This is a genomic window from Neptuniibacter sp. QD48_11, assembly GCF_047778095.1.
Taxonomy (GTDB): Bacteria; Pseudomonadota; Gammaproteobacteria; order Pseudomonadales; family Balneatricaceae; genus Neptuniibacter.
Genome location: NZ_CP180551.1, coordinates 303,650 through 326,835, shown reverse-complemented (window position 1 = coordinate 326,835; position 23,186 = coordinate 303,650). Strand labels below are relative to the sequence as shown.

At 44.8% G+C, this 23,186-nt stretch carries 24 protein-coding genes; 13 read left to right on the top strand and 11 right to left on the bottom strand.

All coding sequences use genetic code 11. The features are described 5' to 3' along the window. Positions 1-31: 31 nt before the first annotated feature. Both ACMXYU_RS01480 and ACMXYU_RS01475 read right to left on the bottom strand, forming a co-directional pair. Positions 32-1,198 carry a PilT/PilU family type 4a pilus ATPase gene (locus tag ACMXYU_RS01480; RefSeq protein ID WP_415886689.1) on the bottom strand — a complete coding sequence of 389 codons (1,167 nt, stop codon included), beginning with the start codon at positions 1,196-1,198 and terminating at the stop codon, positions 32-34. 22 nt (positions 1,199-1,220) lie between these two features. After that, positions 1,221-2,255, bottom strand: coding sequence for a type IV pilus twitching motility protein PilT (locus ACMXYU_RS01475; protein WP_415899879.1), 1,035 nt, complete (start codon positions 2,253-2,255; stop codon positions 1,221-1,223). Positions 2,256-2,346: 91 nt separating this feature from the next. Between ACMXYU_RS01475 and ACMXYU_RS01470 the strand changes: the two genes are divergently transcribed. From ACMXYU_RS01470 to ACMXYU_RS01430, 9 genes are all read left to right on the top strand, one after another. Then, positions 2,347-3,042, top strand: a complete 696-nt coding sequence (locus ACMXYU_RS01470) for a YggS family pyridoxal phosphate-dependent enzyme (protein ID WP_415899878.1) — start codon at positions 2,347-2,349, stop codon at positions 3,040-3,042. Between the two features lie 18 nt (positions 3,043-3,060). Continuing rightward, positions 3,061-3,888, top strand: a complete 828-nt coding sequence (gene proC, locus ACMXYU_RS01465; protein ID WP_415899877.1) for a pyrroline-5-carboxylate reductase — start codon at positions 3,061-3,063, stop codon at positions 3,886-3,888. A 98-nt stretch (positions 3,889-3,986) separates the two neighbouring features. Continuing rightward, complete coding sequence (locus ACMXYU_RS01460; RefSeq protein WP_415899876.1) at positions 3,987-4,532, top strand: YggT family protein; 546 nt, start codon at positions 3,987-3,989, stop codon at positions 4,530-4,532. 296 nt (positions 4,533-4,828) lie between these two features. Beyond that, positions 4,829-5,998 carry a homoserine O-succinyltransferase MetX gene (gene metX / locus ACMXYU_RS01455; protein ID WP_415899875.1) on the top strand — a complete coding sequence of 390 codons (1,170 nt, stop codon included), beginning with the start codon at positions 4,829-4,831 and terminating at the stop codon, positions 5,996-5,998. Further along, on the top strand, positions 5,998-6,588 hold the full coding sequence (metW, locus tag ACMXYU_RS01450; RefSeq protein WP_415893171.1) for a methionine biosynthesis protein MetW: 591 nt from the start codon (positions 5,998-6,000) through the stop codon (positions 6,586-6,588). Before metX ends, metW begins: the two co-directional genes overlap by 1 nt. A 12-nt stretch (positions 6,589-6,600) precedes the next feature. Further along, positions 6,601-7,050 (top strand): DUF4426 domain-containing protein, encoded by a 450-nt coding sequence (locus ACMXYU_RS01445; protein WP_415899874.1) that lies wholly within the window; start codon positions 6,601-6,603, stop codon positions 7,048-7,050. A 65-nt stretch (positions 7,051-7,115) separates the two neighbouring features. Beyond that, the gene (locus tag ACMXYU_RS01440) at positions 7,116-7,718 is read left to right on the top strand and encodes an XTP/dITP diphosphatase (protein WP_415899873.1); all 603 of its coding nucleotides are present in this window, start codon (positions 7,116-7,118) and stop codon (positions 7,716-7,718) included. A 6-nt stretch (positions 7,719-7,724) separates the two neighbouring features. Continuing rightward, positions 7,725-8,867: a radical SAM family heme chaperone HemW gene (gene hemW / locus ACMXYU_RS01435; RefSeq protein WP_415899872.1), complete on the top strand. Its 1,143-nt coding sequence runs from the start codon at positions 7,725-7,727 to the stop codon at positions 8,865-8,867. Between the two features lie 113 nt (positions 8,868-8,980). Continuing rightward, a complete protein-coding gene (locus ACMXYU_RS01430; protein ID WP_415899871.1) occupies positions 8,981-10,846 on the top strand; it encodes a methyl-accepting chemotaxis protein in 1,866 nt (621 codons plus the stop codon). Between the two features lie 5 nt (positions 10,847-10,851). On the opposite strand, the gene ACMXYU_RS01425 is transcribed toward ACMXYU_RS01430, so the two are convergent. The 6 genes from ACMXYU_RS01425 to lptM are packed head-to-tail and all read right to left on the bottom strand — an operon-like array spanning position 10,852 to position 15,414. Continuing rightward, complete coding sequence (locus tag ACMXYU_RS01425; RefSeq protein WP_415899870.1) at positions 10,852-11,571, bottom strand: HAD family hydrolase; 720 nt, start codon at positions 11,569-11,571, stop codon at positions 10,852-10,854. Further along, complete coding sequence (gene xerC / locus ACMXYU_RS01420; RefSeq protein ID WP_415899869.1) at positions 11,568-12,467, bottom strand: tyrosine recombinase XerC; 900 nt, start codon at positions 12,465-12,467, stop codon at positions 11,568-11,570. Before xerC ends, ACMXYU_RS01425 begins: the two co-directional genes overlap by 4 nt. Positions 12,468-12,486: 19 nt before the next feature. Continuing rightward, on the bottom strand, positions 12,487-13,170 hold the full coding sequence (locus ACMXYU_RS01415; protein ID WP_415893164.1) for a DUF484 family protein: 684 nt from the start codon (positions 13,168-13,170) through the stop codon (positions 12,487-12,489). Further along, positions 13,167-14,009: a diaminopimelate epimerase gene (gene dapF / locus ACMXYU_RS01410; protein WP_415897388.1), complete on the bottom strand. Its 843-nt coding sequence runs from the start codon at positions 14,007-14,009 to the stop codon at positions 13,167-13,169. Before dapF ends, ACMXYU_RS01415 begins: the two co-directional genes overlap by 4 nt. A 9-nt stretch (positions 14,010-14,018) precedes the next feature. Further along, a complete protein-coding gene (gene lysA / locus ACMXYU_RS01405; RefSeq protein WP_415895541.1) occupies positions 14,019-15,275 on the bottom strand; it encodes a diaminopimelate decarboxylase in 1,257 nt (418 codons plus the stop codon). 10 nt (positions 15,276-15,285) lie between these two features. Beyond that, positions 15,286-15,414: an LPS translocon maturation chaperone LptM gene (gene lptM / locus ACMXYU_RS01400; protein WP_415883207.1), complete on the bottom strand. Its 129-nt coding sequence runs from the start codon at positions 15,412-15,414 to the stop codon at positions 15,286-15,288. A gap of 217 nt (positions 15,415-15,631) precedes the next feature. On the opposite strand from lptM, the gene cyaY reads away from it, so the two are divergent. Next, the gene (gene cyaY, locus ACMXYU_RS01395; RefSeq protein ID WP_415899868.1) at positions 15,632-15,964 is read left to right on the top strand and encodes an iron donor protein CyaY; all 333 of its coding nucleotides are present in this window, start codon (positions 15,632-15,634) and stop codon (positions 15,962-15,964) included. A gap of 1 nt (position 15,965) precedes the next feature. Further along, on the top strand, positions 15,966-16,532 hold the full coding sequence (locus ACMXYU_RS01390; RefSeq protein WP_415899867.1) for an SIS domain-containing protein: 567 nt from the start codon (positions 15,966-15,968) through the stop codon (positions 16,530-16,532). Positions 16,533-16,545: 13 nt separating this feature from the next. Here the strand turns inward: ACMXYU_RS01390 and waaA are convergent, their stop codons facing one another. Next, positions 16,546-17,823 carry a lipid IV(A) 3-deoxy-D-manno-octulosonic acid transferase gene (gene waaA / locus ACMXYU_RS01385; protein WP_415899866.1) on the bottom strand — a complete coding sequence of 426 codons (1,278 nt, stop codon included), beginning with the start codon at positions 17,821-17,823 and terminating at the stop codon, positions 16,546-16,548. 90 nt (positions 17,824-17,913) lie between these two features. On the opposite strand from waaA, the gene ACMXYU_RS01380 reads away from it, so the two are divergent. Then, positions 17,914-19,089, top strand: coding sequence for an FAD-dependent oxidoreductase (locus ACMXYU_RS01380; protein WP_415899865.1), 1,176 nt, complete (start codon positions 17,914-17,916; stop codon positions 19,087-19,089). Continuing rightward, complete coding sequence (locus ACMXYU_RS01375; RefSeq protein ID WP_415899864.1) at positions 19,086-19,889, top strand: aldo/keto reductase; 804 nt, start codon at positions 19,086-19,088, stop codon at positions 19,887-19,889. Before ACMXYU_RS01380 ends, ACMXYU_RS01375 begins: the two co-directional genes overlap by 4 nt. Positions 19,890-19,917: 28 nt before the next feature. Here the strand turns inward: ACMXYU_RS01375 and hldE are convergent, their stop codons facing one another. After that, positions 19,918-21,351 (bottom strand): bifunctional D-glycero-beta-D-manno-heptose-7-phosphate kinase/D-glycero-beta-D-manno-heptose 1-phosphate adenylyltransferase HldE, encoded by a 1,434-nt coding sequence (gene hldE / locus ACMXYU_RS01370; protein WP_415899862.1) that lies wholly within the window; start codon positions 21,349-21,351, stop codon positions 19,918-19,920. Between the two features lie 24 nt (positions 21,352-21,375). Continuing rightward, positions 21,376-23,136 carry a lipid A export permease/ATP-binding protein MsbA gene (gene msbA / locus ACMXYU_RS01365; protein ID WP_415899861.1) on the bottom strand — a complete coding sequence of 587 codons (1,761 nt, stop codon included), beginning with the start codon at positions 23,134-23,136 and terminating at the stop codon, positions 21,376-21,378. Positions 23,137-23,186: the final 50 nt, after the last annotated feature.

Here is a 23,186-nt window from a genome sequence, read left to right as displayed (position 1 = left end):
CATAATTCTTTAAAGCAAAGCAATCCTTAGATTACATCCCTTTAACGTTAGCATCACCTTCGTTATGCAAGTAATCCTCTTCATCCTGTAGATGGAAAGATTGATTATCTTCATCTGGAGCCAATTCAGGATTCGTATCAGCACTCAGCTTAATCATTAGACGAAGATCGTTTGGCGAATCAGCATGGGCTAGTGCCACATCGTAAGTAATCACCCCGTCTTTGTAGAGATTAAACAAAGATTGGTCGAACGTCTGCATCCCTAAGTTAGTTGATTTTTTAACCACATCTTTAATCTCATGAACTTCACCTTTACGGATCAAATCCTGAATTAATGGCGTGTTAATCAATACTTCGATCGCTGCACGACGTCCCTTACCATCTTTCGTAGGTAACAGTTGTTGCGCAATAATCGCTTTAAGGTTTAATGAAAGATCCATCCACAACTGATCATGATGCTCAGGCGGGAAGAAGCTAATTACGCGGTCTAATGCTTGGTTGGCATTATTAGCGTGTAAAGTTGCTAGAGTTAAATGACCTGTTTCGGCAAATACGATACCATGTTGCATCGTTTCCCTAGTACGGATCTCACCCATCAAAATTACATCTGGTGCCTGACGGAGCGTATTTTTTAGTGCAACATCAAACGAGTCGGTATCGATACCTACTTCACGTTGAGTGATGATACTTTGCTTATGTTCGTGAACATACTCAATCGGATCTTCGATAGTAATAATATGACCCCGATGATTGGTATTACGGTAATCAATCATCGATGCTAAAGAGGTTGATTTACCTGTAGAGGTACCACCAACAAATAAGATTAATCCTCGTTTTGTCATAGACAAATCACGTAGGATTGGTGGCAGGTTCAACTCTTCTAAGCTTGGTATATAGTTATTAATCTTCCTTAAGACCATGCCTGCAGAGTTACGCTGAAAGAATGCAGATACACGAAAACGTCCCAAACCTGGCGCACTAATAGCAAAGTTACACTCATGACATCCCTCAAACTCCGCAAGCTGCTTGTCATTCATAGTACTGTAAACAAGAGCTCGAGCCTGTGATGGCTTAAGGGTGTCTTTTGTTAACGGTTTCAAAGTACCGTCAACCTTAATCGTCGGCCTTGCACCTGCCGTTACGAAAAGGTCAGAGGCATCCCTATCCACCATCACCTTTAGTAATTGCGTAAAATCCACGCTGTATATCTCCTAAGCCCAATTAAAACTGTTGTGGGTTTGCTGCACGCTCACGCGCTGTTTCGCGTGTTATAAATCCTTTTTGCATCAATTCTTGCAGAGATTGATCCAAAGTTTTCATACCAAATGATGCACCAGTCTGGATCGCCGAATACATCTGAGCAACTTTGTCCTCTCGGATAAGGTTACGAATAGCTGGGGTACCAATCATAATCTCATGAGCTGCAACCCGGCCGCCTTTCGGCTTTTTCAAAAGTGTCTGCGAGATCACACCCATCAGCGACTCTGAAAGCATGGATCTCACCATATCCTTCTCAGCGGCCGGAAATACGTCAATAACACGGTCAATTGTTTTAGCTGCTGAGGTGGTGTGTAAAGTACCAAATACTAAATGGCCGGTTTCAGCGGCAGTCAGCGCGAGACGGATAGTTTCCAAGTCTCGCATCTCACCGACAAGGATGATATCCGGGTCTTCACGTAGTGCCGAACGAAGTGCATTCGAAAAGCTATGTGTATCCCTATGCACTTCACGCTGGTTTACCAAGCACTTCTTACTTTCATGCACGAATTCAATTGGGTCTTCAATAGTCAAAATATGATCGGCACGCGTGTCATTAATGTAATCGATCATTGCAGCCAATGTTGTACTTTTACCAGAACCTGTAGGACCCGTAACCAGAACTAAGCCACGTGGCTTCTCAGAAAGGTCCTTAAACACCTTACCCATATCGAGATCATCTAACGTTAAAACCTTACTAGGGATAGTTCGGAAAACAGCACCCGCACCGCGATTCTGGTTAAATGCGTTCACACGAAAACGCGCTAAACCAGGCACCTCGAAAGAAAAGTCTGTCTCAAGTACATCTTCATACTCTTTACGTTGTTTATCATTCATAATGTCGTAAATGAGAGTATGAACCTGTTTATGGTCTAAAGAAGGCAGTTTTATGCGACGCACATCACCGTCAACACGAATAATAGGTGGCATCCCTGCTGATATATGCAAATCTGATGCACCTTGTTGTACGGTAAATGATAAAAGTTCGGTAATATCCATAACGTTCCTGTAACCCGGCACTGCGTTGTAAAGTTATAAGGTAGTTCTAGCAGAATCCCCGTTGCAATCCAATTGCTAAGGCCACAAATATATGTCAATCATAGCAAAGAATCTGAAGATGGTTCGATCTGAGGTAGCATCCTCTGCTACCAAAAATGGACGAAATACCTCAGACATCACCCTGTTAGCCGTCAGTAAAACACGCCCTGCAGACGATATTCGTATTGCGTCAAACGAAGGTCAGGTGCATTTTGGTGAAAACTACCTACAGGAAAGTCTAGAGAAGATTAACGAGTTAAAAGAACTAGAGCTAATCTGGCACTTTATTGGTCCCCTGCAATCCAATAAGACTCGCTCTGTCGCCGAAAACTTTGATTGGCTACATACCTTAGACCGCCTAAAGATCGCTAAAAGGCTCTCCGAACAACGTCCGACTGGGCTTAAACCACTGAATGTTTGCATTCAGGTCAATATCAGTAACGAAGAGAGCAAATCGGGCTGTCGACCTGAAGAACTACACACTCTGGTTGAGGAGATTAGTAAACTACCTAACATCTGTGTTCGTGGCCTTATGGCAATCCCTAAAGCGACTGAAGATCCAAAGGAACAACAAGCCGCTTTTGCAAAAATGAAAGCACTACAGCTTGAATTACAGGCCAAACACCCTCAATTAGATACACTATCAATGGGCATGTCTGGAGATATGGATGCTGCTATCGCAGAGGGCTCTACTATTGTCCGCATTGGCACAGCCATTTTTGGCCCTCGGGCACCTAAGTCCGCCTAATTTTTGTAAGGATCTATTGTGAATAATCAACCTATTCTCGCGTTTATCGGTGCTGGCAACATGGCACGCGCTATCATTGGCGGCCTAATCAGCAATGGCTACCCAGCAGAAAAAATCTGGGCCAGCGAACCTGAAGCTGAACGCCTTGCCGATTTAAAAGAACAAGGCCTAAAAACAACGACAGATAACAATGAAGCTGTTCAAGCTGCTGATGTTGTGGTCCTAGCAGTTAAACCTCAGATTTTAAAAACAGTAACGGCATCAATTGCTGATAGCGTACAAAGCTCACAACCACTGATTGTTTCAGTTGCAGCTGGCATTATGACGCCAAGCATCGACAAATGGTTAGGCGGCAATACTGCAATCGTTCGCTGTATGCCTAACACCCCAGCACTGGTACAGACTGGTGCCAGTGGACTGTACGCCAACGCTAAAGTTTCCGCCGAGCAACGCCAACAATCCGAAACTATTCTAGATGCTACAGGCATTACATTGTGGGTAGATGAAGAATCGCAACTTGATGCCGTAACCGCTGTATCAGGCTCAGGCCCGGCATATTATTTCCTTGTCATGGAATCCATGATTGCTGCTGGAGAAAAACTAGGCCTTTCAAAAGAAACTGCCACTCAACTAACGCTACAGACTGCTCTTGGAGCGGCTAAAATGGCGAAAGAGAGTGAGTTTGACCCAGCGGAACTTCGCCGACGAGTGACCTCTCCTAAGGGTACAACTGAGCAAGCGATCAAGCGTTTTATCGATGGCCAACTTCCTGAGCTTTTTGATGATGCAATGAAAGCATGTAATGATCGTTCCGTAGAACTTGCCGAAGAACTAGGCAAAGATTAACAGCAAGGTTCAACATCGCACAGCTACACTCTATACTGCGTGAAAGTTGAACCTAACTATACTTGTTTTACTAACAGATCAACGACATAGGAATTGATATGGCACAGGATCCAATCGTTTTGATAATCCGCATGCTAGGTGAAATGTATGCGTTCATTATTATCTTGCGTTTCCTTTTACAGTTGTCCCATGCCGACTATTACAACCCGATATCTCAAGCGATTGCCAAATTGACAAATGTACCTGTAGTCGCAATTAGCCGCGCTGTACCTCGCATTGGCAAATTTGATGCGTCGGCATTGCTCTATGCAACAGTAGTTAAAATCGCGACACTATTTTTGATCGTGATGGTATCGGGAATGGACATGCCCAACATTGTTCACCTTCTGGTACTGGCGCTTGTGGGTGTTGTTAATGGTATTCTAGAGATCTATTTCTGGGCAGTATTAGGCTCAGTTATTATCAGCTGGGTGGCGCCTGGTAGTTATCATCCTGGCCCACAATTGATTCAACAAGTCACACAGCCTCTATTTAAACTTGTGCAGAAGGTGGTCCCACCTATAGGTGGTTTAGATTTGTCACCTATATTTATTTTCCTTGCGATCACAATCATACAATCCCAGTTAGGCCGATTTGTTTACTAACTGATAAAGCAGAGCGTTTTCGTTCGCTCTGCTCTATTTAATTGTTTGATAGCGAGTTTTTGCATTGATCACTTGGACAAATACGAGCTTGTGACGTAAAAACTCGTTAAAATAGGTTAACTTGATTAACTTGTAAGATCATTTTACTGAGATACCTAAGGTGACAGATTCAACTTTCATTTCTCTTGGTCGCGTACTCATCTTCTATGAGATGTGAAGCTCGACTCCTCTAGCGCATCTAGCGCTCCGTTTCATTGTGTAATTTTAAAATTGCTGTTTTAGAGTCGAGATTAGAAATGCCTGCTGTTATTCCTGAAGATTCCGTTGGAATTGTTACACCTGAAATTATTGAATTTAATGAGCCCTTACAGCTTCAATGCGGCCGCACATTAGATAGATACCACCTTATCATCGAAACCTACGGTGAACTGAATAAAGATCGCTCAAATGCAATCCTGATTTGTCATGCCTTGTCGGGTAACCACCACGTTGCTGGTTATAACAGCATGGACGATAAAAAGCCGGGGTGGTGGGACAGCGCTATAGGCCCAGGTAAAGCGATCGACACCAATAAATTCTTTGTTATCGCGTTAAATAACCTAGGTGGTTGCCATGGTTCCAGCGGTCCTAACCAGATCAATCCTGAAACCGGCAAACCTTATGGCCCTGATTTCCCGATTGTAACGGTCAATGATTGGGTCGAAAGCCAAGCGCGTTTGGCTGACCGCTTCCGTATCGAACAGTTTGCAGCTGTTATTGGTGGAAGCTTAGGTGGAATGCAGGCATTGCAATGGTCGATCAATTATCCTGATCGCCTGCGTCACTGCATGGTTATCGCAGCCGCACCTAAGTTATCAGCGCAGAATATCGCATTTAACGAAGTAGCTCGCCAAGCGATCAGTAAGGATTCTCAGTTCCATAACGGTCACTACTACGAAAAAGATGAAGTACCTAAAGTTGGTCTAATGCTGGCGCGGATGTTAGGTCATATTACTTACCTATCTGACGACGGCATGCGCAGCAAGTTTGGCCGCGAGCTTCGTTCTGGGCAGATTAGCTACGATTTCACACCTCAGTTTGAAATCGAGTCTTACCTTCGCTATCAGGGCGAGCGTTTCTCGACAGCATTTGACGCTAATACATACTTGTTAATGACTAAAGCGCTGGATTACTTCGATCCAACAGTGGATAGCGGAAAAAGTCTTCCAGAAGTACTAGCACAAGCAAAAGCAAAGTTTATGGTGATCTCATTCACTACAGATTGGCGCTTCTCACCAGAGCGCTCTCGCGAGATTGTGGATGCGCTAGTAGAAGCTAATAAACAAGTAAGCTATGCAGAAATTGAAGCAGCTCAGGGCCATGACGCGTTCCTAATCCCTATTCCTCGTTACCTAGACATCTTCTCTGCTTATATGGAGCGAGTTGAACAGGATACTGTGGCATTAAAAGCAGAGGAGAAAAGCTAATGCGCGCTGATTTAGAACTAATCAAAGACTGGGTTGAACCTGGCAAGCGCGTGCTTGACCTTTGTTGTGGTGATGGCGAGTTACTGCACTATCTGCAAACAGAGAAGAACGCGACCGGCTACGGTTTAGAAATTGGCCAAGACAATATTACTGATTGCGTTCGCAAAGGGGTCAACGTAATAGAGAAAGATATTGAGGAAGGCCTAGCTTCGATCAAAGACAACACCTTTGATACCGTGATCATGACGCAGGCTATCCAAATCATGATGCGTCCGGATCAAATCGTTGATGAAATGCTGCGTATAGGCAAAGAGTGTATCGTAACCTTCCCTAATTTCGGGCACTGGCGCGCACGTGGATATTTGGCATTCAGAGGTAAAATGCCAGTATCCAAGTTCCTACCCTATACTTGGTATAACACACCCAACACACACTTCTGTACGTTTAATGATTTTGAACAACTCTGTGTTGAACGCAATATCTACATTATGGATCGTACAGTTGTGGATAACGAACACCAACACCGGTGGTGGATCCATCTCTGGCCTAACATGCTGGGTGAAATTGCCATCTACCGGATTACAAAATAAGTGAGGAAGACAATGAATCGCTTAAGCAAATGGGCATCAGCTTTATTGTTGTCATTAATCGCACTCATTAGCCAACCCGTTCTGGCTGAGCAGTTTGTGAAATATGACAACTACGAGATCCACTATAACGCTTTCTACAGCACCTTTATTCAACCTGATGTAGCTCAAGCTATTGGCATCCAACGTAGTAAACGTCGTGCTCTGGTCAATGTATCAGTTTTGAAAATTGAGGATGGCGAGAAAAAACCTGTATCAGCGTTTGTAAAAGGCCAAGCAACAAGCTTGATTCAACAATCGCAAAATCTTGACTTTAAAAAAGTCGATGAAGGCAATGCGATCTATTACATAGGTCAATTTGGTTTTACTGATGATCAAGTGATGCGCCTATCTCTAGAAGTACAGCCAGACCCAAACAAACCCGCTTACACTGTAAAATTTGAACAACGCTTTTACGAAGAGTAAGCCCTAACAACTCACAAAAAGGCGCATTATCATGCGTCTTTTTTATTTTTCAGTGCGGTGAAAGAATGATTAATAAAATTGTGCTCGCCAGTGGTAACAAAGGTAAGTTAAAAGAGTTTAATCAAGTTCTGGCAGATTTAGGTGTCGAAGTTGTACCTCAATCTGAATTCAACGTAAGCGATGCCGATGAGACCGGTTTAAGCTTTGTTGAAAATGCCATTCTAAAAGCACGCCACGCTGCTGAAGTTACTGGGCTACCCGCACTAGCCGATGATTCCGGGCTAGAGGTGGATGCACTTCAAGGCGCTCCTGGTATTTACTCAGCACGCTTTTCTGGCGAAGGCGCCACTGATGCTAAAAACAATGAGTTACTTCTAGAAAAGCTTGAAGGTATTCCTAGCGAACAACGCAGCGCCCGCTTCCGCTGTGTTTTAGTCTTTATGCGTCATGCAAACGACCCAACCCCATTAATTTGTCAGGGTAGCTGGGAAGGAACTATTCTAGAACGAGCAAGTGGAAGTAACGGCTTTGGGTACGACCCGCTGTTCTGGATTCCTGAACTGGAAAAAGCATCAGCTGAATTAGCACCTGAACAAAAGAATAAACTCAGCCACCGTGGCCAAGCAGTTCAATTGCTGAAACAAAGCATCGAACCTTACTTGAAGTAACCGTTTATGAGCCTACAGCTGCCACCATTATCTCTTTATGTACACATCCCGTGGTGTGTACGTAAATGTCCTTACTGCGATTTTAATTCTCATGCTCAGCGCGATGAACTGCCTGAAACAGAGTACATCCAGTGCTTATTGGATGACTTAGAGTCCGAGAAACACCTCGCACAAGGTCGTAGCATACAAACAATCTTTATTGGTGGCGGCACTCCAAGCCTGTTCTCCGCAGATAGCTTTAAAGCATTACTACAAGGGATTCATAATATTATCCCACTAGAAAAAGATGCCGAGATCACCCTAGAAGCGAACCCTGGTACTTTCGAGCAAGATAAATTTGTTGGCTATCGAGACGCGGGGATTAATCGACTCTCTATCGGTGTGCAAAGCTTTAACGATCAGCATCTCGCCAAGCTCGGGCGAATACATAGTTCTGAGAATGCAGTTAAAGCAGCCACATTAGCGCGTGAGCTTTTTCCTAAGTTAAATCTAGACTTGATGCATGGCCTTCCTGACCAAACACTTGAAGGCGCATTGAGTGATTTAGAACAAGCGATAGCATTACAGCCTGATCATCTATCTTGGTACCAGCTAACCATTGAGCCGAATACAGAATTTCACTCTCGCCCTCCACTACTTCCTATCGATGACACTCTGTGGGAGATCCAAGAACAAGGGCAAGCGCTTATCCGCTCCGCAGGATACAGCCAGTATGAAATTTCTGCCTATGCTAAATCGAAAGGCAACCGAGCCAAACACAATTTAAATTACTGGCACTTTGGTGACTATCTAGGCATAGGCGCAGGTGCTCACGGCAAGATCACACTTCCAGAACAAAACAAAATCATTCGCCGCTGGAAACAGAAACAACCTAAAGCCTATATGAACCCAGCAACAAGGCTAACAGGCGACACTGAAATAAGCCCAGAAGAGCTTCCTTTCGAATTTATGCTCAACGCTTTAAGACTCTACCATGGGGTTCCCTCGGACCTATTTACACAACGCACAGGCCTGCCCTTATCGACTATTGAGCCCCCCTTAACTACCGCAAGGCAACAAAAGCTACTAACAAAAGAGCTCAATTCGCTTTGCCCAACCGAGCAAGGCCGTTGTTTTTTAAACAATTTACTCGCTTTTTTTATGCACTAAGTAGTTTTACGGTTCGCAAACAAGATCATTTGTACTAACTTTAAGAATGAAATTGGATTTTTTGCCGACAGGGATAGGTCAGCTCTCAAATTTTATTCCTAGGCGCAGTTAAAATGACAATAAAATTTAAACTAACGGCATTGATCGCGTTCATTATTATTTCGATCGCATCGATGTATGGCATGCTTCATTTCGCAATCACTAACGTTTCCAGTTTAAAAGATGCTGAAACTGAAGTAAGTCATCTAGAAAGCAGTATGCTGACCCTCCGACGTCATGAAAAAGATTTTTTAGCACGTGACGATATTAAATACCTAAAACGCTTTGACGATACCGTTGCTGCATTCCAAGCCGAAATAACCACTCTTGAAGAGCACTTAGACCACGCCGGCATCCCGCACGAAAAAACTAAAGACCTGCATATAATCATTGATACTTATGCCGATAATTTCCATCAGTTAGTGAAATTGAAGCAGGAAATCGGCTTGTCTCATAATGAAGGCCTGCGCGGAGAGCTTCGCAAGGCAGTACACGGTGCTGAAAGCAAAGTAAAAGAGCTGGATAATTACCACTTGTTAGCCGATATTCTGCAATTACGCCGCAATGAAAAAGACTTTCTTATTCGCAAAGACCTTAAATACCGCAAAAAGTTTGAGACCAATTTTGAGAAGCTAAGTAATGATCTAGAAACTGAGTTATTCAACGAAAATGATATTACTGAAACTAAGCAACTGTTATCTGTTTATCGCACAAAATTCCTCACTCTAATCGATAATTACGAAAAGCTAGGCCTTAACAGTAAACAAGGTTTACTGGGCAATATGCGTAAATCAATCCACAAATCCGAAACGCTGTTAGAAGAACAAGCTGCCGAAATTACAGAACGCTTAAATGCTGAAATTGCTTCCATCAAACTACTCTCAAGTATTAAAGCGCTCGTCATAGCAGGTATTGTTTCTGCAATTGCCCTTTGGATTGCTAACAACATCATTTCGCGTTTACGCATCCTGCAACAAGTAATGGGTAATGCTAAAGAAAACAAAGACCTAACAGTACGCTATCAAGTTGTTGCCAATGATGAATTGAGCGATATGGGGCGTAGCTTTAATAGCATGATGTCCGAATTTCAGGCCCTGCTCGAGCGAGTAAACAACTCCTCATTACAGTTAAGCGCAGCAGCTGAGGAAGTATCAGCTATAGCCGTTGAGACCTCTCAAGGCTTAGAAAGTCAGAAAGCTCAAGTGATTCAGGTTTCCGCCGCTGTCCAAGAGATGGAAAGTGCTATGAGAGAGATCGCTCACAACACAGAGCTTACCGCCCAAACGGCAAATCACTCACAACAAAGCGCTGCTGAAGGGCAACGCATCATCAGCCATGCAATTGAAAACATTAATAATCTGGCAGAAGGTGCCAGTCAGAGCACCGAAGCTGTCGCTCTGTTAGAAGAGAACGGGACGAAGATAGGTACAGTACTAGATGTTATTAAAGGCATTGCCGAACAAACCAACCTACTTGCACTTAACGCTTCAATAGAGGCTGCTCGCGCAGGCGATCATGGCCGTGGTTTCTCAGTCGTTGCCGATGAGGTCCGAGGCTTGGCTGGCCGAAGTCAGGAATCAGCGACTGAGATCGATGTCATGATTAATGACCTACAGCAGCAAACAGGCCAAGTATCCAACCTAATGATGCGTAGCGTTGAAGTCAGTGCGCAAAGTGCTGAAGAAGCAGGGACTAGCATCAGCGCTCTGGATAAAATCATGAATGACGCTACAAATATTGTAGATATGACCTCTCAGGTGGCAGCGGCTGTAGAACAGCAAACTGCCGTAGCCGGTGATATCAACAACAATGCTGAACAGATCCAAACCATTGTCGCTGTAGCCAGCGAGCAAGTTGGTCAAAATGCTGAAGCGAGTGAAGAAGTAGCCAAACAGGCAGCTTACTTACAGCAGATCGTCGGTCAGTTTAAGGTTAAATAATTACCTTAGAGAGTTATACGGTTGCGGGCTTGCTGATTAATTTCAGCAACTCGCGCCGGTAACTCGCTTAAACAAGATACCTGAGCAGACGCAATGTGTGATTTATCACCCGATTGTAGATTAACCCAGATTGTCCACAACCCGACAGCTGCAGCGCCTTCAACATCATGTTCATGATTGTCACCCACATGAATAACCTGCTCCGGTCGTAAACCTGTGTTCGCTAACATCTGTTCAAACATTAATGGATGCGGCTTCATCTGCCCGACATCGTCTGCTTTGAATTGGAAATCGATCAGATCGGCTAGGCCCACTCGATGGATATCAGCATTACCATTACTCAACGCGCCCAACTGATAGCCTTGCTGCTTTAATTCCAATAAAACTTCACGTGCATGTTCAAAAAAGACCACTTCCTGACGCGCTTGAATAAACACTTCAAAAGCTTGAGCAGCCAAGGCTTCTACTTCATCCGCACTGTAACCCGCTTTTCGTAAACCATACTTCAACTGTTCCATACGAATCAGCGTTACACTATGCGCAATCTCTGGAGCATCTTCTAAAACGATCTGACGCAAAGCAGCAAGATCATGTAACTTGTAATGCTGTAAAAATGCCGATGCATGCTCAGATATCCAAGCAAACATCGTTTGGTTTGCATGCTGGATAACAGGGTCTACAGCCCAGAGAGTATCGTCTAAATCAAAGGTAATGCAGCGTATCATTTCTGGCTCTTTTTCCGTGCGCGAGGGTGAGCACCTTCGTACACTTTCATTAAATGTTGGAAATCTAAGTGAGTGTAGATTTGTGTTGTGGATATATCCTCATGTCCTAAGAGCTCTTGTACGGCACGTAGGTCACTACTGGATTCAAGTATATGACTAGCAAAACTATGACGGAGTCTATGCGGGTGAACTTTACCATTCACACCTAGATATTTACCCCAATAGTCCATCCGCTGCTGCACCGAGCGAACCGTAATACGGCTACCACGCTTACTCACAAAGAGCGCATTCTCATCATAGCTAGCCAATTCGTGACGCACATCTAGCCAGCGATCTAAGGCTTCAAGTGCCTTCCGCCCTATGGGCAACTCACGTTCTTTACGGCCTTTACCTACAACTCGCAGACTTCCCTCTGAGAGGTCTAAACTATATAGATCTATTGCCACCAGCTCTGAGACACGCAGTCCAGATGAATACATAAGTTCCATCATTGCGGCATCACGAGCAGATATATTATCGGTTACGGGTACATCGAGCAGCGTTCCCATCTGATCAACATCGAGTGTAGAGGGTAACTTACGCGGTGATTTAGGCGCTTGAACGGCTGCAGCAGGATTTTGTTCTACGACCGATTCTCGAGAGAGAAAATTATAGAAACTACGGATAGCTGACAGAGAGCGCTGAATGCTGCTACCGGCCAGATCTTTACGGTGTAGTTGCACGACGTACTGACGAATATGTTTAACCTCAACCGAAGACCATTCAGCCAGTGATTGTTGCTCAGTAAAATCGAGTAGTTTGTTGAGATCGCGACTGTAATTATCGAGGGTGTGAGGAGAGAGCTGGCGTTCAGTCGCTAGGTAATGAAGAAACTGCTCTAACAGCGCTTCTTTCAACTCTCTCCCCTATCTTTCTTTAGTGATCCTGCTGACGCAGAATACGAGAAGCTACGCGGCTTAATACTTCACCAACATAGCTTAGCAATACTGTGCCTTGGCTACTGGTAAAATAGTTTGCATCGAAGCTACCAATTGCCAATAAACCTAAAGTTTCGCCCTGTACTAAGGGTACAACTGCAGCGGATTGAACTTTGATAGCTTCATCACCAAAAATGAATTCATTTTCAGCATCAGACAGACGTCCACAGCTCGGCAGATTAGTCCCGACCAAACTATCAATCACTGCCGCATCTTCACGCAATGTCAGGCGCAGGTTATTCACATCTAGAGGTTTGCTCGTGAACAAGATCAACGCTGTGCTATCGCTAGCAAAGTCTTGGCATAAGCTTTCATCAATCGCGACAGCGATATCATCCAGCGTTTCAGCTTCCAGTAATGCCAATACCATACGTTTAGTCTTTTCGAACTGCAGATCATTATGTCGTGCAATGTCGATCAGATCAGAAAGGTGCGCTGTTAGGTTCTGGTTTTTTTCACGCAGAACCGTGGTCTGACGCTCAACCAAAGAGACAGCTCGACCTGTTTCATGAGGTACGTGTAATTTTTCCAGTAATTTTGCATTACCTGTGAAAAAGTCAGGGTGTTGCTGGAGGTATTCCGCTACCTGAGCTTCGCTAATCTGTCCTGTTTCTTCACTCATACGAAGATCTGTCCTTCATAAACCGTTGTTGCTGGCCCTGTCATAATAACGGGATGGCCTTCACCCTGCCACTCGATCTCAAGATCGCCACCAGGAAGATGAACTGTCACAGGCATATCGAGCAGGCCTCGCAATTTTCCTGCAACAACCGCGGCGCAAGCACCGGTACCACAAGCAATCGTTTCACCAACGCCACGCTCAAATACACGCAAATTAACTTCATTGCGCGCCAATACCTGCATAAAACCTATATTCGCTTTTGCAGGGAAGCAGGTATGAGGCTCTAGCACTGGGCCTAGTGTTTCTACTGGCGCTGTTTCGGTGTTATCCACAACCAAAACACCATGGGGGTTACCCATAGATACCGCACTTAATTCAACTGTTTCAGCTGCGCCTTGATGGTCAACCTCAACAGGGTAAGTAATTGCTTGCTGGTCGGCCGCAAAAGGGATCTCTGAAGGCTGTAATATAGGCTGACCCATATTGACCTCAACTCGCTTATCTTCGCGAATCTTCAGGCACATACGGCCATTAGCCGTCTGCACGACAACTTCAGACTTACCAGTTAAACGCTTATCGCGAACAAACTTGGCGAAGCAACGAGCACCATTACCGCAGTTTTCAACTTCTGAACCGTCTTGGTTGAAGATACGGTAACGGAAATCCACATCTGGATCTGAAGGTGGCTCAACGATTAATAGCTGATCGAATCCAACACCAAAGTTACGATCACCAAGCTTTTTTACCAGTTTAGGCGTAACTTTTACGCGCTGGGTCACTAGATCCAGCACCATAAAGTCATTACCCAAACCGTGCATTTTGGTAAAACGGACTAACATCAATAACCCCTAACGATCCTTAGGTAACAGCTGTTCACCCTTAACTAGATCAGCTAGCGTTTCACGCTGGCGAATCAGGTGGAATTGATTGTCATCTACCATTACTTCCGCAGGACGACCACGGCTGTTGTAGTTAGATGCCATCACAAAGCCATAAGCGCCTGCAGAACAAACAGCGAGTAAATCACCAGCTTCTAGTGTTAGCGCACGATCTTTACCTAAGAAGTCACCCGTTTCACAAACAGGACCTACAAGATCCCATTGTTTCTCTTCACCACCTTCGCGCAACATTACCGGAACAATCTCCTGATAAGCGCTGTATAAAGATGGACGGATCAAGTCATTCATTGCACCATCAATGATTGCGAAATTCTTCTCACCAGTACACTTCAAAAACTCAACACGAGTCAGCATTACACCCGCATTGGCCGCGATAGAACGACCAGGCTCAAAAATCAGTTCAAGATCACGACCTTCAACTTTCTTAAGAACTTCAGAAATATACTCTTGAGGCGTTGGAGGCACTTCATCGGTGTAACAAACACCTAGACCACCGCCCAAATCCAAATGCTTAATTGTGATGCCTTGCTCAGCTAACTGATCAACTAGTACCAATACACGATCGAGTGCATCTAGAAATGGAGTAACTTCCGTTAGCTGACTGCCGATGTGGCAATCCATACCGACAACATCAACATTTTCCATCTGAGCCGCGCGGCCATAAATGCGTACAGCTTCATCAATATCGATACCAAACTTATTCTCTTTTAAACCTGTAGAGATATAAGGGTGCGTACCTGCATCTACGTCTGGGTTCACACGGAATGAGATCGCAGCTACTTTGCCTTCAGCGCCAGCGACTTCGTTTACACGCTCAAGCTCAGCTTCTGACTCAATGTTAAAGCAACGAATACCTACTTCCAGTGCTCGAGCGATCTCTGCTGGCTGTTTACCAACACCAGAGAAAACAACTTTGGAAGCATCGCCACCTGCACGTAGAACACGTTCTAGCTCACCGGCAGATACGATATCGAAACCTGCACCTAAACGCGCAAGTACATTTAGCACTGCAATGTTGGAGTTAGCTTTTACGGCATAACAAACTAATGAATCATGCCCTTCTAATGCATCCGCGTATGCTAGGTAAGCACGCTCAAGTGCATCTCGAGAATACACATAGGTTGGTGTACCAAACTCTTCGGCAACGCGTGTTAAAGCAATTTCTTCACAGCAGAGCTGCCCATTTTTATATTCGAATGAATCCATGAAAATTCTCTTACTTCTGCTGTGACTTTTTCTGATTTTCTGCATCAGGCAGATACAAAGGGCCTTTCTGGCCACATCCACCCAGTACTAACATACTAAGCAGGACAACTAATCCAATTCGTTTGGTCTGCGTTTTCACAGTGGGAATCCCATTAAACGGTCTAATTCTTCGATTATACCTAGTTCACAGCGATTTAATAAAAACGTTTTGCATATCCAGGTAGATATACAGAAAAAAACTCCCTTTTTATCGATAATTTTGAGAGTTAATGAGAACCATTCTTCGGCTTTTATCTATTGCTTGATATACTTCGCCTCTATAAACACGATTTCAAGGCAATAGCGCCGGAGTAAACATGACTGAAAGCGAATTTAACGATCTGGTTGATGAAACATTAGAACAGATTGAAGAAGTGCTAGATGATGCAGAAACCGATATTGATGTTCAGTTCGGCGGTGGAATCTTAACGATCATCTGTGAAAACCGCACTCAGCTTATTTTTACCCGTCAGGCTCCTGTTAAACAACTATGGTTGGCAACCAAGAGCGGTGGTTTCCACTTTGACTATGATGAAAGCCTTAACAGCTGGGTTTTGGATAGCGATGGTCAGAAGCTTGAAGACTTCTTCGGCAAAGCCTTTGCTGAACAAGCAGGCGAAACTCTGACGTTTGATCTAACTGGAGCTTAATATGTCATTTTCAAATGCGCTACAACGCCACTTTGACACCTTCAACCAGTTAGACAAAATTGCTGCTGATAGCCAGCTTCTGGCCGATCAAATTGAGCAATGTTTCGACCAAGACGGCAAATTGATCTTTATGGGTAACGGTGGCAGCGCAGCCGACAGCCAACACCTAGCAGCTGAGTTTGTTGTACGTTACAAGGCAGAACGTCGCCCACTAGCAGCGATAGCACTTACGGTTGACACATCGATTCTTACCGCTCACAGCAACGACTACAGTTATGATTCTGTGTTCACTCGTCAGCTACAAGCATTAGCCAAGCCTGAAGACCTTATCATCGGCATTTCGACTTCTGGCAACAGTGCTAACGTCATTGATGCGATTGAAGCGGCGAAAGAGATCGGTTGCACCACATGGGCCTGGACAGGCTCTCATGGCGGTAAGCTAAACGATATTGCCGACCACCTAATCCGCGTACCATCCGATGAAACAGCGCGCATCCAAGAAGCCCACATTTTTGTAGGGCACTGGTTGTGCGAAGAGATGGACAGACGAACCACTAGCAACGCCTAATGGTTCGTACGCATTAATTTCTATTAATGCAGACCCGCTCAGTCAAGGCGTATAAACGATCCAATGCGCCTTGATTTTCCCTCACAAATGCCTGACCTAACTCGCCAATTCTCTCTCTTTCAGCAGGCGCTTGTATCAATTTCTCGATCTGTTGCTGCAATGCAGTTTCATCTTCGACTACAACCAACCCGCCAGCTTCTCGTAACGAGTCGCAAATAATTTGGAAGTTAAAGAAGTGTGGCCCCATAACAACGGCTTTCTTTAAAACTGCTGGCTCCAATGGATTATGCCCACCACGCTCAATTAAACTACCGCCAACAAACGCAATATCAGCCGCTGCTAACAGTTTCATAAGTTCACCCATAGTGTCGCCAAGATACACTTGAGTTTTAGGGCTCGGCTGTTGACCTAAGCTACGACGCGCCAACTTAAAGCTTTGCTGTTTTATAAGCTCTGCAACCCCGTCAAATCGTTCCGGGTGGCGAGGAACAATGACCAGCAATAGCTCCGGAGTCCTCTCCAATAGCTTGTGATATACATTTAAGATCGCACTTTCTTCCCCTTCATGCGTACTGGCAGCAATAAAGACTGGTCGATCTAAACCCCACATTTCTCGCAGGGCTGCAGCCAAACGCTCACTCCCTTCTGGAGCTGAGACATCAAACTTAATGGAACCTGTTACCTCCAAAGCGCTCTTTGGAAGACCTAAATCCACGAAGCGCTGACCATCAACGCTATTTTGCGCAGCTATCTTACTGATCTGCTTTAGCATCTGATCAGCCATCTTGCTGAAACGAGCATAGCCCTTTGCAGATCTCGCTGATAAACGTGCATTTGCGACTAACACAGGCACATCGTGTTTGGCACAACCTGCAATCATGTTTGGCCATAATTCCGTTTCAACAACCACACAACTGCGCGGTTTCACATTGGAAAGAAAACGATTGATCGCACAAGGCGTATCATAAGGACAGTAATAGTGAGTCACACTATCACCGAAGGTGTCTATGATTCGCTCCGCGCCCGTTGGTGTCATAGTAGTCATCACAATGGGCAGCTGCGGATAGCGGGCTTGTATCAGTTTAACGAGAGGAATAATCGCCAGTGCCTCACCGACAGAAACAGCATGAATCCACAAAGGGCGATCGTCAAAAGCTGGCGATTGGAAAAACCCAAGTCGCTCTTGCCAACGCTGGCGATAAGCGGGCGCTTTACGTCCTCGCAACCATAACTTCAGTAAAATAAACGGTAGAGCGATATAAAACAGGCAAGTATAGAGAGTGCGATTCATAAAAAGTAAGCACATCAGTCGACAATAAAGTCGACTAGTATAACACGCATCGGCTAGCTCCTAAGCGCCCCCATGCTTATAATGCCGTCTATGAATACACTTAAACTTGATCTCGTAATCGTGGGCGGCGGCGTTGCTGGCCTTTGGCTTCTCAATAGAGCAGTAAAAGATGGCTTAAATGCCATTTTGCTGGAAAAAGACACCTTAGGAGGCGGACAGACCATCCGCGCACAAGGGATCATTCATGGCGGTACTAAGTATGCACTAAACGGCGTACTGACCCAAGCATCCAATACAATCAAAGAGATGCCACAACGCTGGCGTGATTGCCTAAATGGCAACGGCGAAGTAGACCTCACCTCGGTAGAAGTCTTATCTGAAGCTCACTATATGTGGTCTAAAGGCTCTTTAGGCTCTCGCATGACTACCTTCTTTGCGACCAAAGCCTTTCGCGGACGTGTTGAAGAGGTGTCGAAATCAGATCGCCCTAAAGTGTTTTCCAATTCCAAATTTAAAGGGTCTCTCTACCGTTTGAATGAACTGGTATTAAACGTACCAACCGTGATTGATGCACTGAGAGCACCTGTTGAAGATCGCATATTCAAAGCGGATCTAAACCAAGCTGAAATCCAGGTTCAGGATCAACAGGTTCAGAGTATCACCTTTAAGGAGCATGACCTAACACTGAAAACTGCTCAGTTAGTGCTGACCTCAGGTGAAGGCTACGAATCTATTGCTAGTCAATTATCGCTCGAGCAGCCTGAGATGCAAAAACGGCCTCTGCATATGGTAATGGTCAAGCACGATCATAATTTGCCTACGTTTGCCCACTGTATTGGTACTGGTAGTAAACCGGTGGCAACGATTACCACACACCCTTGCAGTGATGGCAAACAAGTTTGGTACCTTGGCGGCGATGTGGCAGAAACTGGTTTAGATCGCACTCCAACTGAACAGATTGAATTTGCTAAAAAGGCATTAACAGACCTGCTACCTTGGGTCGATCTTTCTAATGCTCAATGGAGTACATTCCATGTCAATCGTGCTGAACCAAAGCAATCATCTCTATCAAGGCCCGACTCTGCTTTTGCTCAGAAAGTCGGCAATTGCATCGTGGCTTGGCCAACTAAACTAGCGCTATCACCCGATCTCGCTGATCAGGTACTACCACTATGCGAGAAAGTATCGTCTGATACTGACCTTTCACCTCTAAAAGTACTTCCTAAGCCAGAAACAGCACAACCTCTATGGGAGAGTGAGTTTTGATTAAACGTGAGCTAGCTCAAACAGGTTTAAAAATCTCACCCATCGGCCTAGGCACAGTAAAGATCGGTCGAGATAAAGGCGTGAAGTATCCAACAGGGTTCACCATTCCTGATGACAAAGCAGTGCTTGATTTAATCGCACAAGCTCAAGATTTAGGCATCAACCTGATCGATACAGCCCCTGCTTATGGCAATAGCGAAGAGCGCTTGGGGCCTTTGCTTAAAGGGCAGCGTAACGACTGGGTTATCTGTTCAAAAGTTGGTGAAGAGTTTGACAATACGACTGGTGAATCCGGCTTCAATTTCACACCGGAGCATGTGCAATACAGCGTCGAGCGTAGTCTAAAACGCTTACACACTGATTATATTGATATGTTACTGGTGCACTCTGATGGAAATGATGTAGAGATCATCAGCAAATACGGCATTTTAGATGTTCTAGAGGAGTTAAAACAGTCAGGCAAGATCCGCGCGACTGGCATGTCGACTAAAACGGTTGAAGGCGGATTATTAGCTTTAGAGAAATCTGATTGCGCGATGGTGACCTACAATTTGAACCATCGAGATGAGGAAGCGGTACTGGACTATGCAGCCCAAAATAATAAAGGCATACTGCTTAAGAAGGCACTCGCTTCGGGTCATATCTGCCTAGATCAAAGCCAAGACCCTATTCAAGCAAGTTTTGATTTTATCTATGCCCATCCTGGCGTGACATCAGCCATTATTGGCACAATCAATCCCAAGCATCTAGCGAGTAATGTGAACGCGGCTAATACCGCGCTCAATAAACTTTCGATCTAAGCTAGCTTAACCAGATTGCGATAGCCGACTATTCGTCGCTATCGCCCTGAATTTTTTCAACAATGGCTGTAGTAGAGCAGTTATCAAGGAAAGAAAGCACTCTAACCTCACCACCATAGCTACGCACAAACTCACCGCCAACAACACCTTCAATGCCGTAGTCGCCGCCTTTAACTAAGACATCCGGTTTCACTTGTTCCAGCAAACGTTCAGGGGTATCTTCAGTAAAGTACAGCACCCAATCGACCGCTTCCAAACCAGATAATACAGCCATTCGACGCTCAACCGGATTAATAGGGCGGCCCGGTCCTTTTAAGCGACTAACGGATTCATCACTATTGATCGCTAAGACAAGACGATCGCCTTGGGCTCTTGCTTGCTCAAGATAACCAACATGACCCGCATGTAGAATATCGAAGCAACCATTAGTAAATACAATACTCTCGCCTGCAGCACGAGCATCAGCTAACGCAATTAGTAACTGCTCTTCGGTCACCACACCGCGCTCAGCACCTTGTTCTTTACTCACCGCACGTCGCAGTTCTGGAGCGCTGATAGCCGCAGTACCCAATTTACCAACAACAATACTCGCCGCAATATTCGATAAAGCCACTGCATTAGTGAGTTCTTCACCCGCTGCTAAAGCTGAAGCAAGTGTTGAGATAACTGTATCGCCAGCACCTGTTACATCGAACACTTCACGCGCACGCGCAGGGAAATGAACTTCATCACCTTCAGCAGGAATCAAAGTCATACCATGCTCACTGCGGGTCACTAGCAAAGCGTCTAGTTCAAGCTCTTTCGCTAACGCCTGTCCTTTAGAAACAAGTTCTTCATCAGATGCACAATGTCCAACAATTGCTTCAAACTCGGACAGGTTAGGCGTCAATAAGGTTGCACCGCGATACTTACTAAAGTCACTGCCTTTAGGGTCAACCAGCACAGGTACATTTCCTGCTTTTGCCGCATTAATTAAACCTTGGCAATCAGACAGAGTGCCTTTACCGTAATCAGACAGCACCAACACGCCAACATTACCTAATAAAGGTTCTAATTCTGATTGGATACTTTTGCTGTGTTCAGCAGAGAAAGCTTCTTCAAAATCTAAGCGAATCAACTGTTGGTGACGACTGATAATGCGCAACTTAGTGATCGTTGGCTCTTCTTCGGTAATCGAAAAAGCACAGTTCACTCGAGCTGAGGTTAGCTGCTTCTGAAGTGCTTCACCTGCTTCATCTTTACCCACTAAACCGACTAAAGAAACACCTGCCCCTAGAGCAGTTACATTCAATGCCACGTTAGCAGCGCCACCTGGGCGATCTTCATTCTGCTCAACTTTTACCACTGGCACCGGTGCTTCTGGCGAAATTCTTGAGGTCGGCCCATGCCAATAACGATCTAGCATTAGGTCCCCTACTACTAGAACCTGTGCTTTATCAAAACGTGGCATATTGATTTTCATTCAATTTCTCCGTGACTAAGATGCTCAGTCATTTTCAGTAAACTGCTTCTGGTAAAGATCCGCATACATTCCACCTTGCTCTAAAAGCTCCGCATGCGACCCTTTCTCCATAATTTGGCCTTGATCCATCACAACAATCTGGTCTGCTGACTCTATAGTTGAAAGCCGATGTGCGATTACCAAGGTTGTTCGCCCTTTCATGACGTTTTCTAAGGCCGCTTGGATATGACGTTCTGACTCAGTATCCAAGGCTGACGTTGCCTCATCAAGAATAAGGACTGGGGCATTTTTCAATATGGCACGTGCAATCGCTATACGTTGACGTTGACCACCCGATAGTTTGGTACCTTTTTCACCCACATGTGTATCTAATCCGTCAGGCATTCGCTCAACAAACTCCATCACATGGGCTGCACGAGCAGCGTCTACAATCTCTGACTCGCCGATATCCGAATCGGCACCATAGGCGATATTATCTCGAATGGTGCCATCAAATAGGAAAACGTTTTGGGTCACTAATGCGATTTGTGATCGTAAAGAGACCAACTCGTAGTCATCTAGTTTATGTCCGTTTAGCAGAATAGCTCCGCTCGTCGGTTCATAAAAACGAGGAATCAAACTTGCCAACGTTGATTTACCACTACCTGATCGACCTACGAGAGCCACTGTTTGCCCTGGTTTCACTTCAAGATTTAGACGATTAAGGACGGGTTTATTTGGCAGATAAGAGAAACAAAGATCTTTAAACTCAAGACGACTACTTCCTGTATCAGTCTTAGCAACCAGACTTCCAGTGTTTTCTTCTTCGGATTCATCTACTAATTCAAAGATACTTTTTGCAGCAGCAATACCCCGCTGAATAGCACTATTAACTTCGGTTAATGCACGAAGAGGCTTGGCAATCAGGCCCGCTGCAATAATAAACGCAATAAACTGTCCAGCAGTCATATCGTTATTCATCATTGGGTGCAGAGCTAAGAAAATCAGGAGGGCTAAGGCACTGGAAACAATAATCTGAACAATAGGAACACTTAAACCTTCAGTGAACGCCAGTTTCAGGCTTTGACGCAAATTCTGACCACTAGCTTGCGCAAAACGCTCTCGTTCGTTGTCGCAGCCTCCAAATGTACGGACAATCTGAACGCCTTGAACATTTTCAGAAGCGACGTGCGTTACATCCCCCATTGAATCTTGAATTCGATGGCCTAAACGGCGAAATCGCTTAGATGCGATCATTACAACCAAAGCAATTAAAGGAGATACCGCTACAAAAACAAGAGTCAGCTGCCAATTCAGATAAAGCAGATAACAAAACAGGCCTATAACTGTCATACCTTCTCGGACAGTCACTTTCAGAGAATCGGTAGCGGCCGTTGTTACTTGCTCAACATTGTATGAAATTTTGGAAAGAATATGGCCTGATGAGTTATTGTGGAAATAATCCAGCGGTATTTGTAGCAACTTATCAAACATCACAAGCCTAAGCTGATGTACTACATTACGCGCCACATATGCGGTAAAAAAATTACCCATAAAGGTACCAATTCCACGGGCAACGGCAATGCCAATCACAGCTAATGGACCATAAATATATGTCCCCTCTTTAGCCTCGCTGATGGCATCAATCAAATACTCCATCAATGCAGCAAAACCAGTTTGAGCACCGGCATAGAGAATAAATCCCAAGATTCCCAATAAAAAAGGTAGCCAATAAGGGCGAACATAGGTCAAAAGACGAAAATAAATTTTCATCCCCAAACCTTTTTCTTGGTCATTATTAGACATAGATGAGTATAAATCCTCAGAAATTAGGCCGGCATTATAACCTGACGATC

Coding starts and splice junctions, on each gene's coding strand:
- ACMXYU_RS01475 (WP_415899879.1), bottom strand. CDS start 2,255: ATGGATATTACCGAACTTTTATCATTTACCGTACAACAAGGTGCATCA.
- ACMXYU_RS01470 (WP_415899878.1), top strand. CDS start 2,347: ATGTCAATCATAGCAAAGAATCTGAAGATGGTTCGATCTGAGGTAGCA.
- ACMXYU_RS01460 (WP_415899876.1), top strand. CDS start 3,987: ATGGCACAGGATCCAATCGTTTTGATAATCCGCATGCTAGGTGAAATG.
- metX (WP_415899875.1), top strand. CDS start 4,829: ATGCCTGCTGTTATTCCTGAAGATTCCGTTGGAATTGTTACACCTGAA.
- metW (WP_415893171.1), top strand. CDS start 5,998: ATGCGCGCTGATTTAGAACTAATCAAAGACTGGGTTGAACCTGGCAAG.
- ACMXYU_RS01445 (WP_415899874.1), top strand. CDS start 6,601: ATGAATCGCTTAAGCAAATGGGCATCAGCTTTATTGTTGTCATTAATC.
- ACMXYU_RS01440 (WP_415899873.1), top strand. CDS start 7,116: ATGATTAATAAAATTGTGCTCGCCAGTGGTAACAAAGGTAAGTTAAAA.
- hemW (WP_415899872.1), top strand. CDS start 7,725: ATGAGCCTACAGCTGCCACCATTATCTCTTTATGTACACATCCCGTGG.
- ACMXYU_RS01430 (WP_415899871.1), top strand. CDS start 8,981: ATGACAATAAAATTTAAACTAACGGCATTGATCGCGTTCATTATTATT.
- ACMXYU_RS01425 (WP_415899870.1), bottom strand. CDS start 11,571: ATGATACGCTGCATTACCTTTGATTTAGACGATACTCTCTGGGCTGTA.
- ACMXYU_RS01415 (WP_415893164.1), bottom strand. CDS start 13,170: ATGAGTGAAGAAACAGGACAGATTAGCGAAGCTCAGGTAGCGGAATAC.
- dapF (WP_415897388.1), bottom strand. CDS start 14,009: ATGTTAGTCCGTTTTACCAAAATGCACGGTTTGGGTAATGACTTTATG.
- lysA (WP_415895541.1), bottom strand. CDS start 15,275: ATGGATTCATTCGAATATAAAAATGGGCAGCTCTGCTGTGAAGAAATT.
- cyaY (WP_415899868.1), top strand. CDS start 15,632: ATGACTGAAAGCGAATTTAACGATCTGGTTGATGAAACATTAGAACAG.
- ACMXYU_RS01390 (WP_415899867.1), top strand. CDS start 15,966: ATGTCATTTTCAAATGCGCTACAACGCCACTTTGACACCTTCAACCAG.
- waaA (WP_415899866.1), bottom strand. CDS start 17,823: ATGAATCGCACTCTCTATACTTGCCTGTTTTATATCGCTCTACCGTTT.
- ACMXYU_RS01380 (WP_415899865.1), top strand. CDS start 17,914: ATGAATACACTTAAACTTGATCTCGTAATCGTGGGCGGCGGCGTTGCT.
- hldE (WP_415899862.1), bottom strand. CDS start 21,351: ATGAAAATCAATATGCCACGTTTTGATAAAGCACAGGTTCTAGTAGTA.
- msbA (WP_415899861.1), bottom strand. CDS start 23,136: ATGTCTAATAATGACCAAGAAAAAGGTTTGGGGATGAAAATTTATTTT.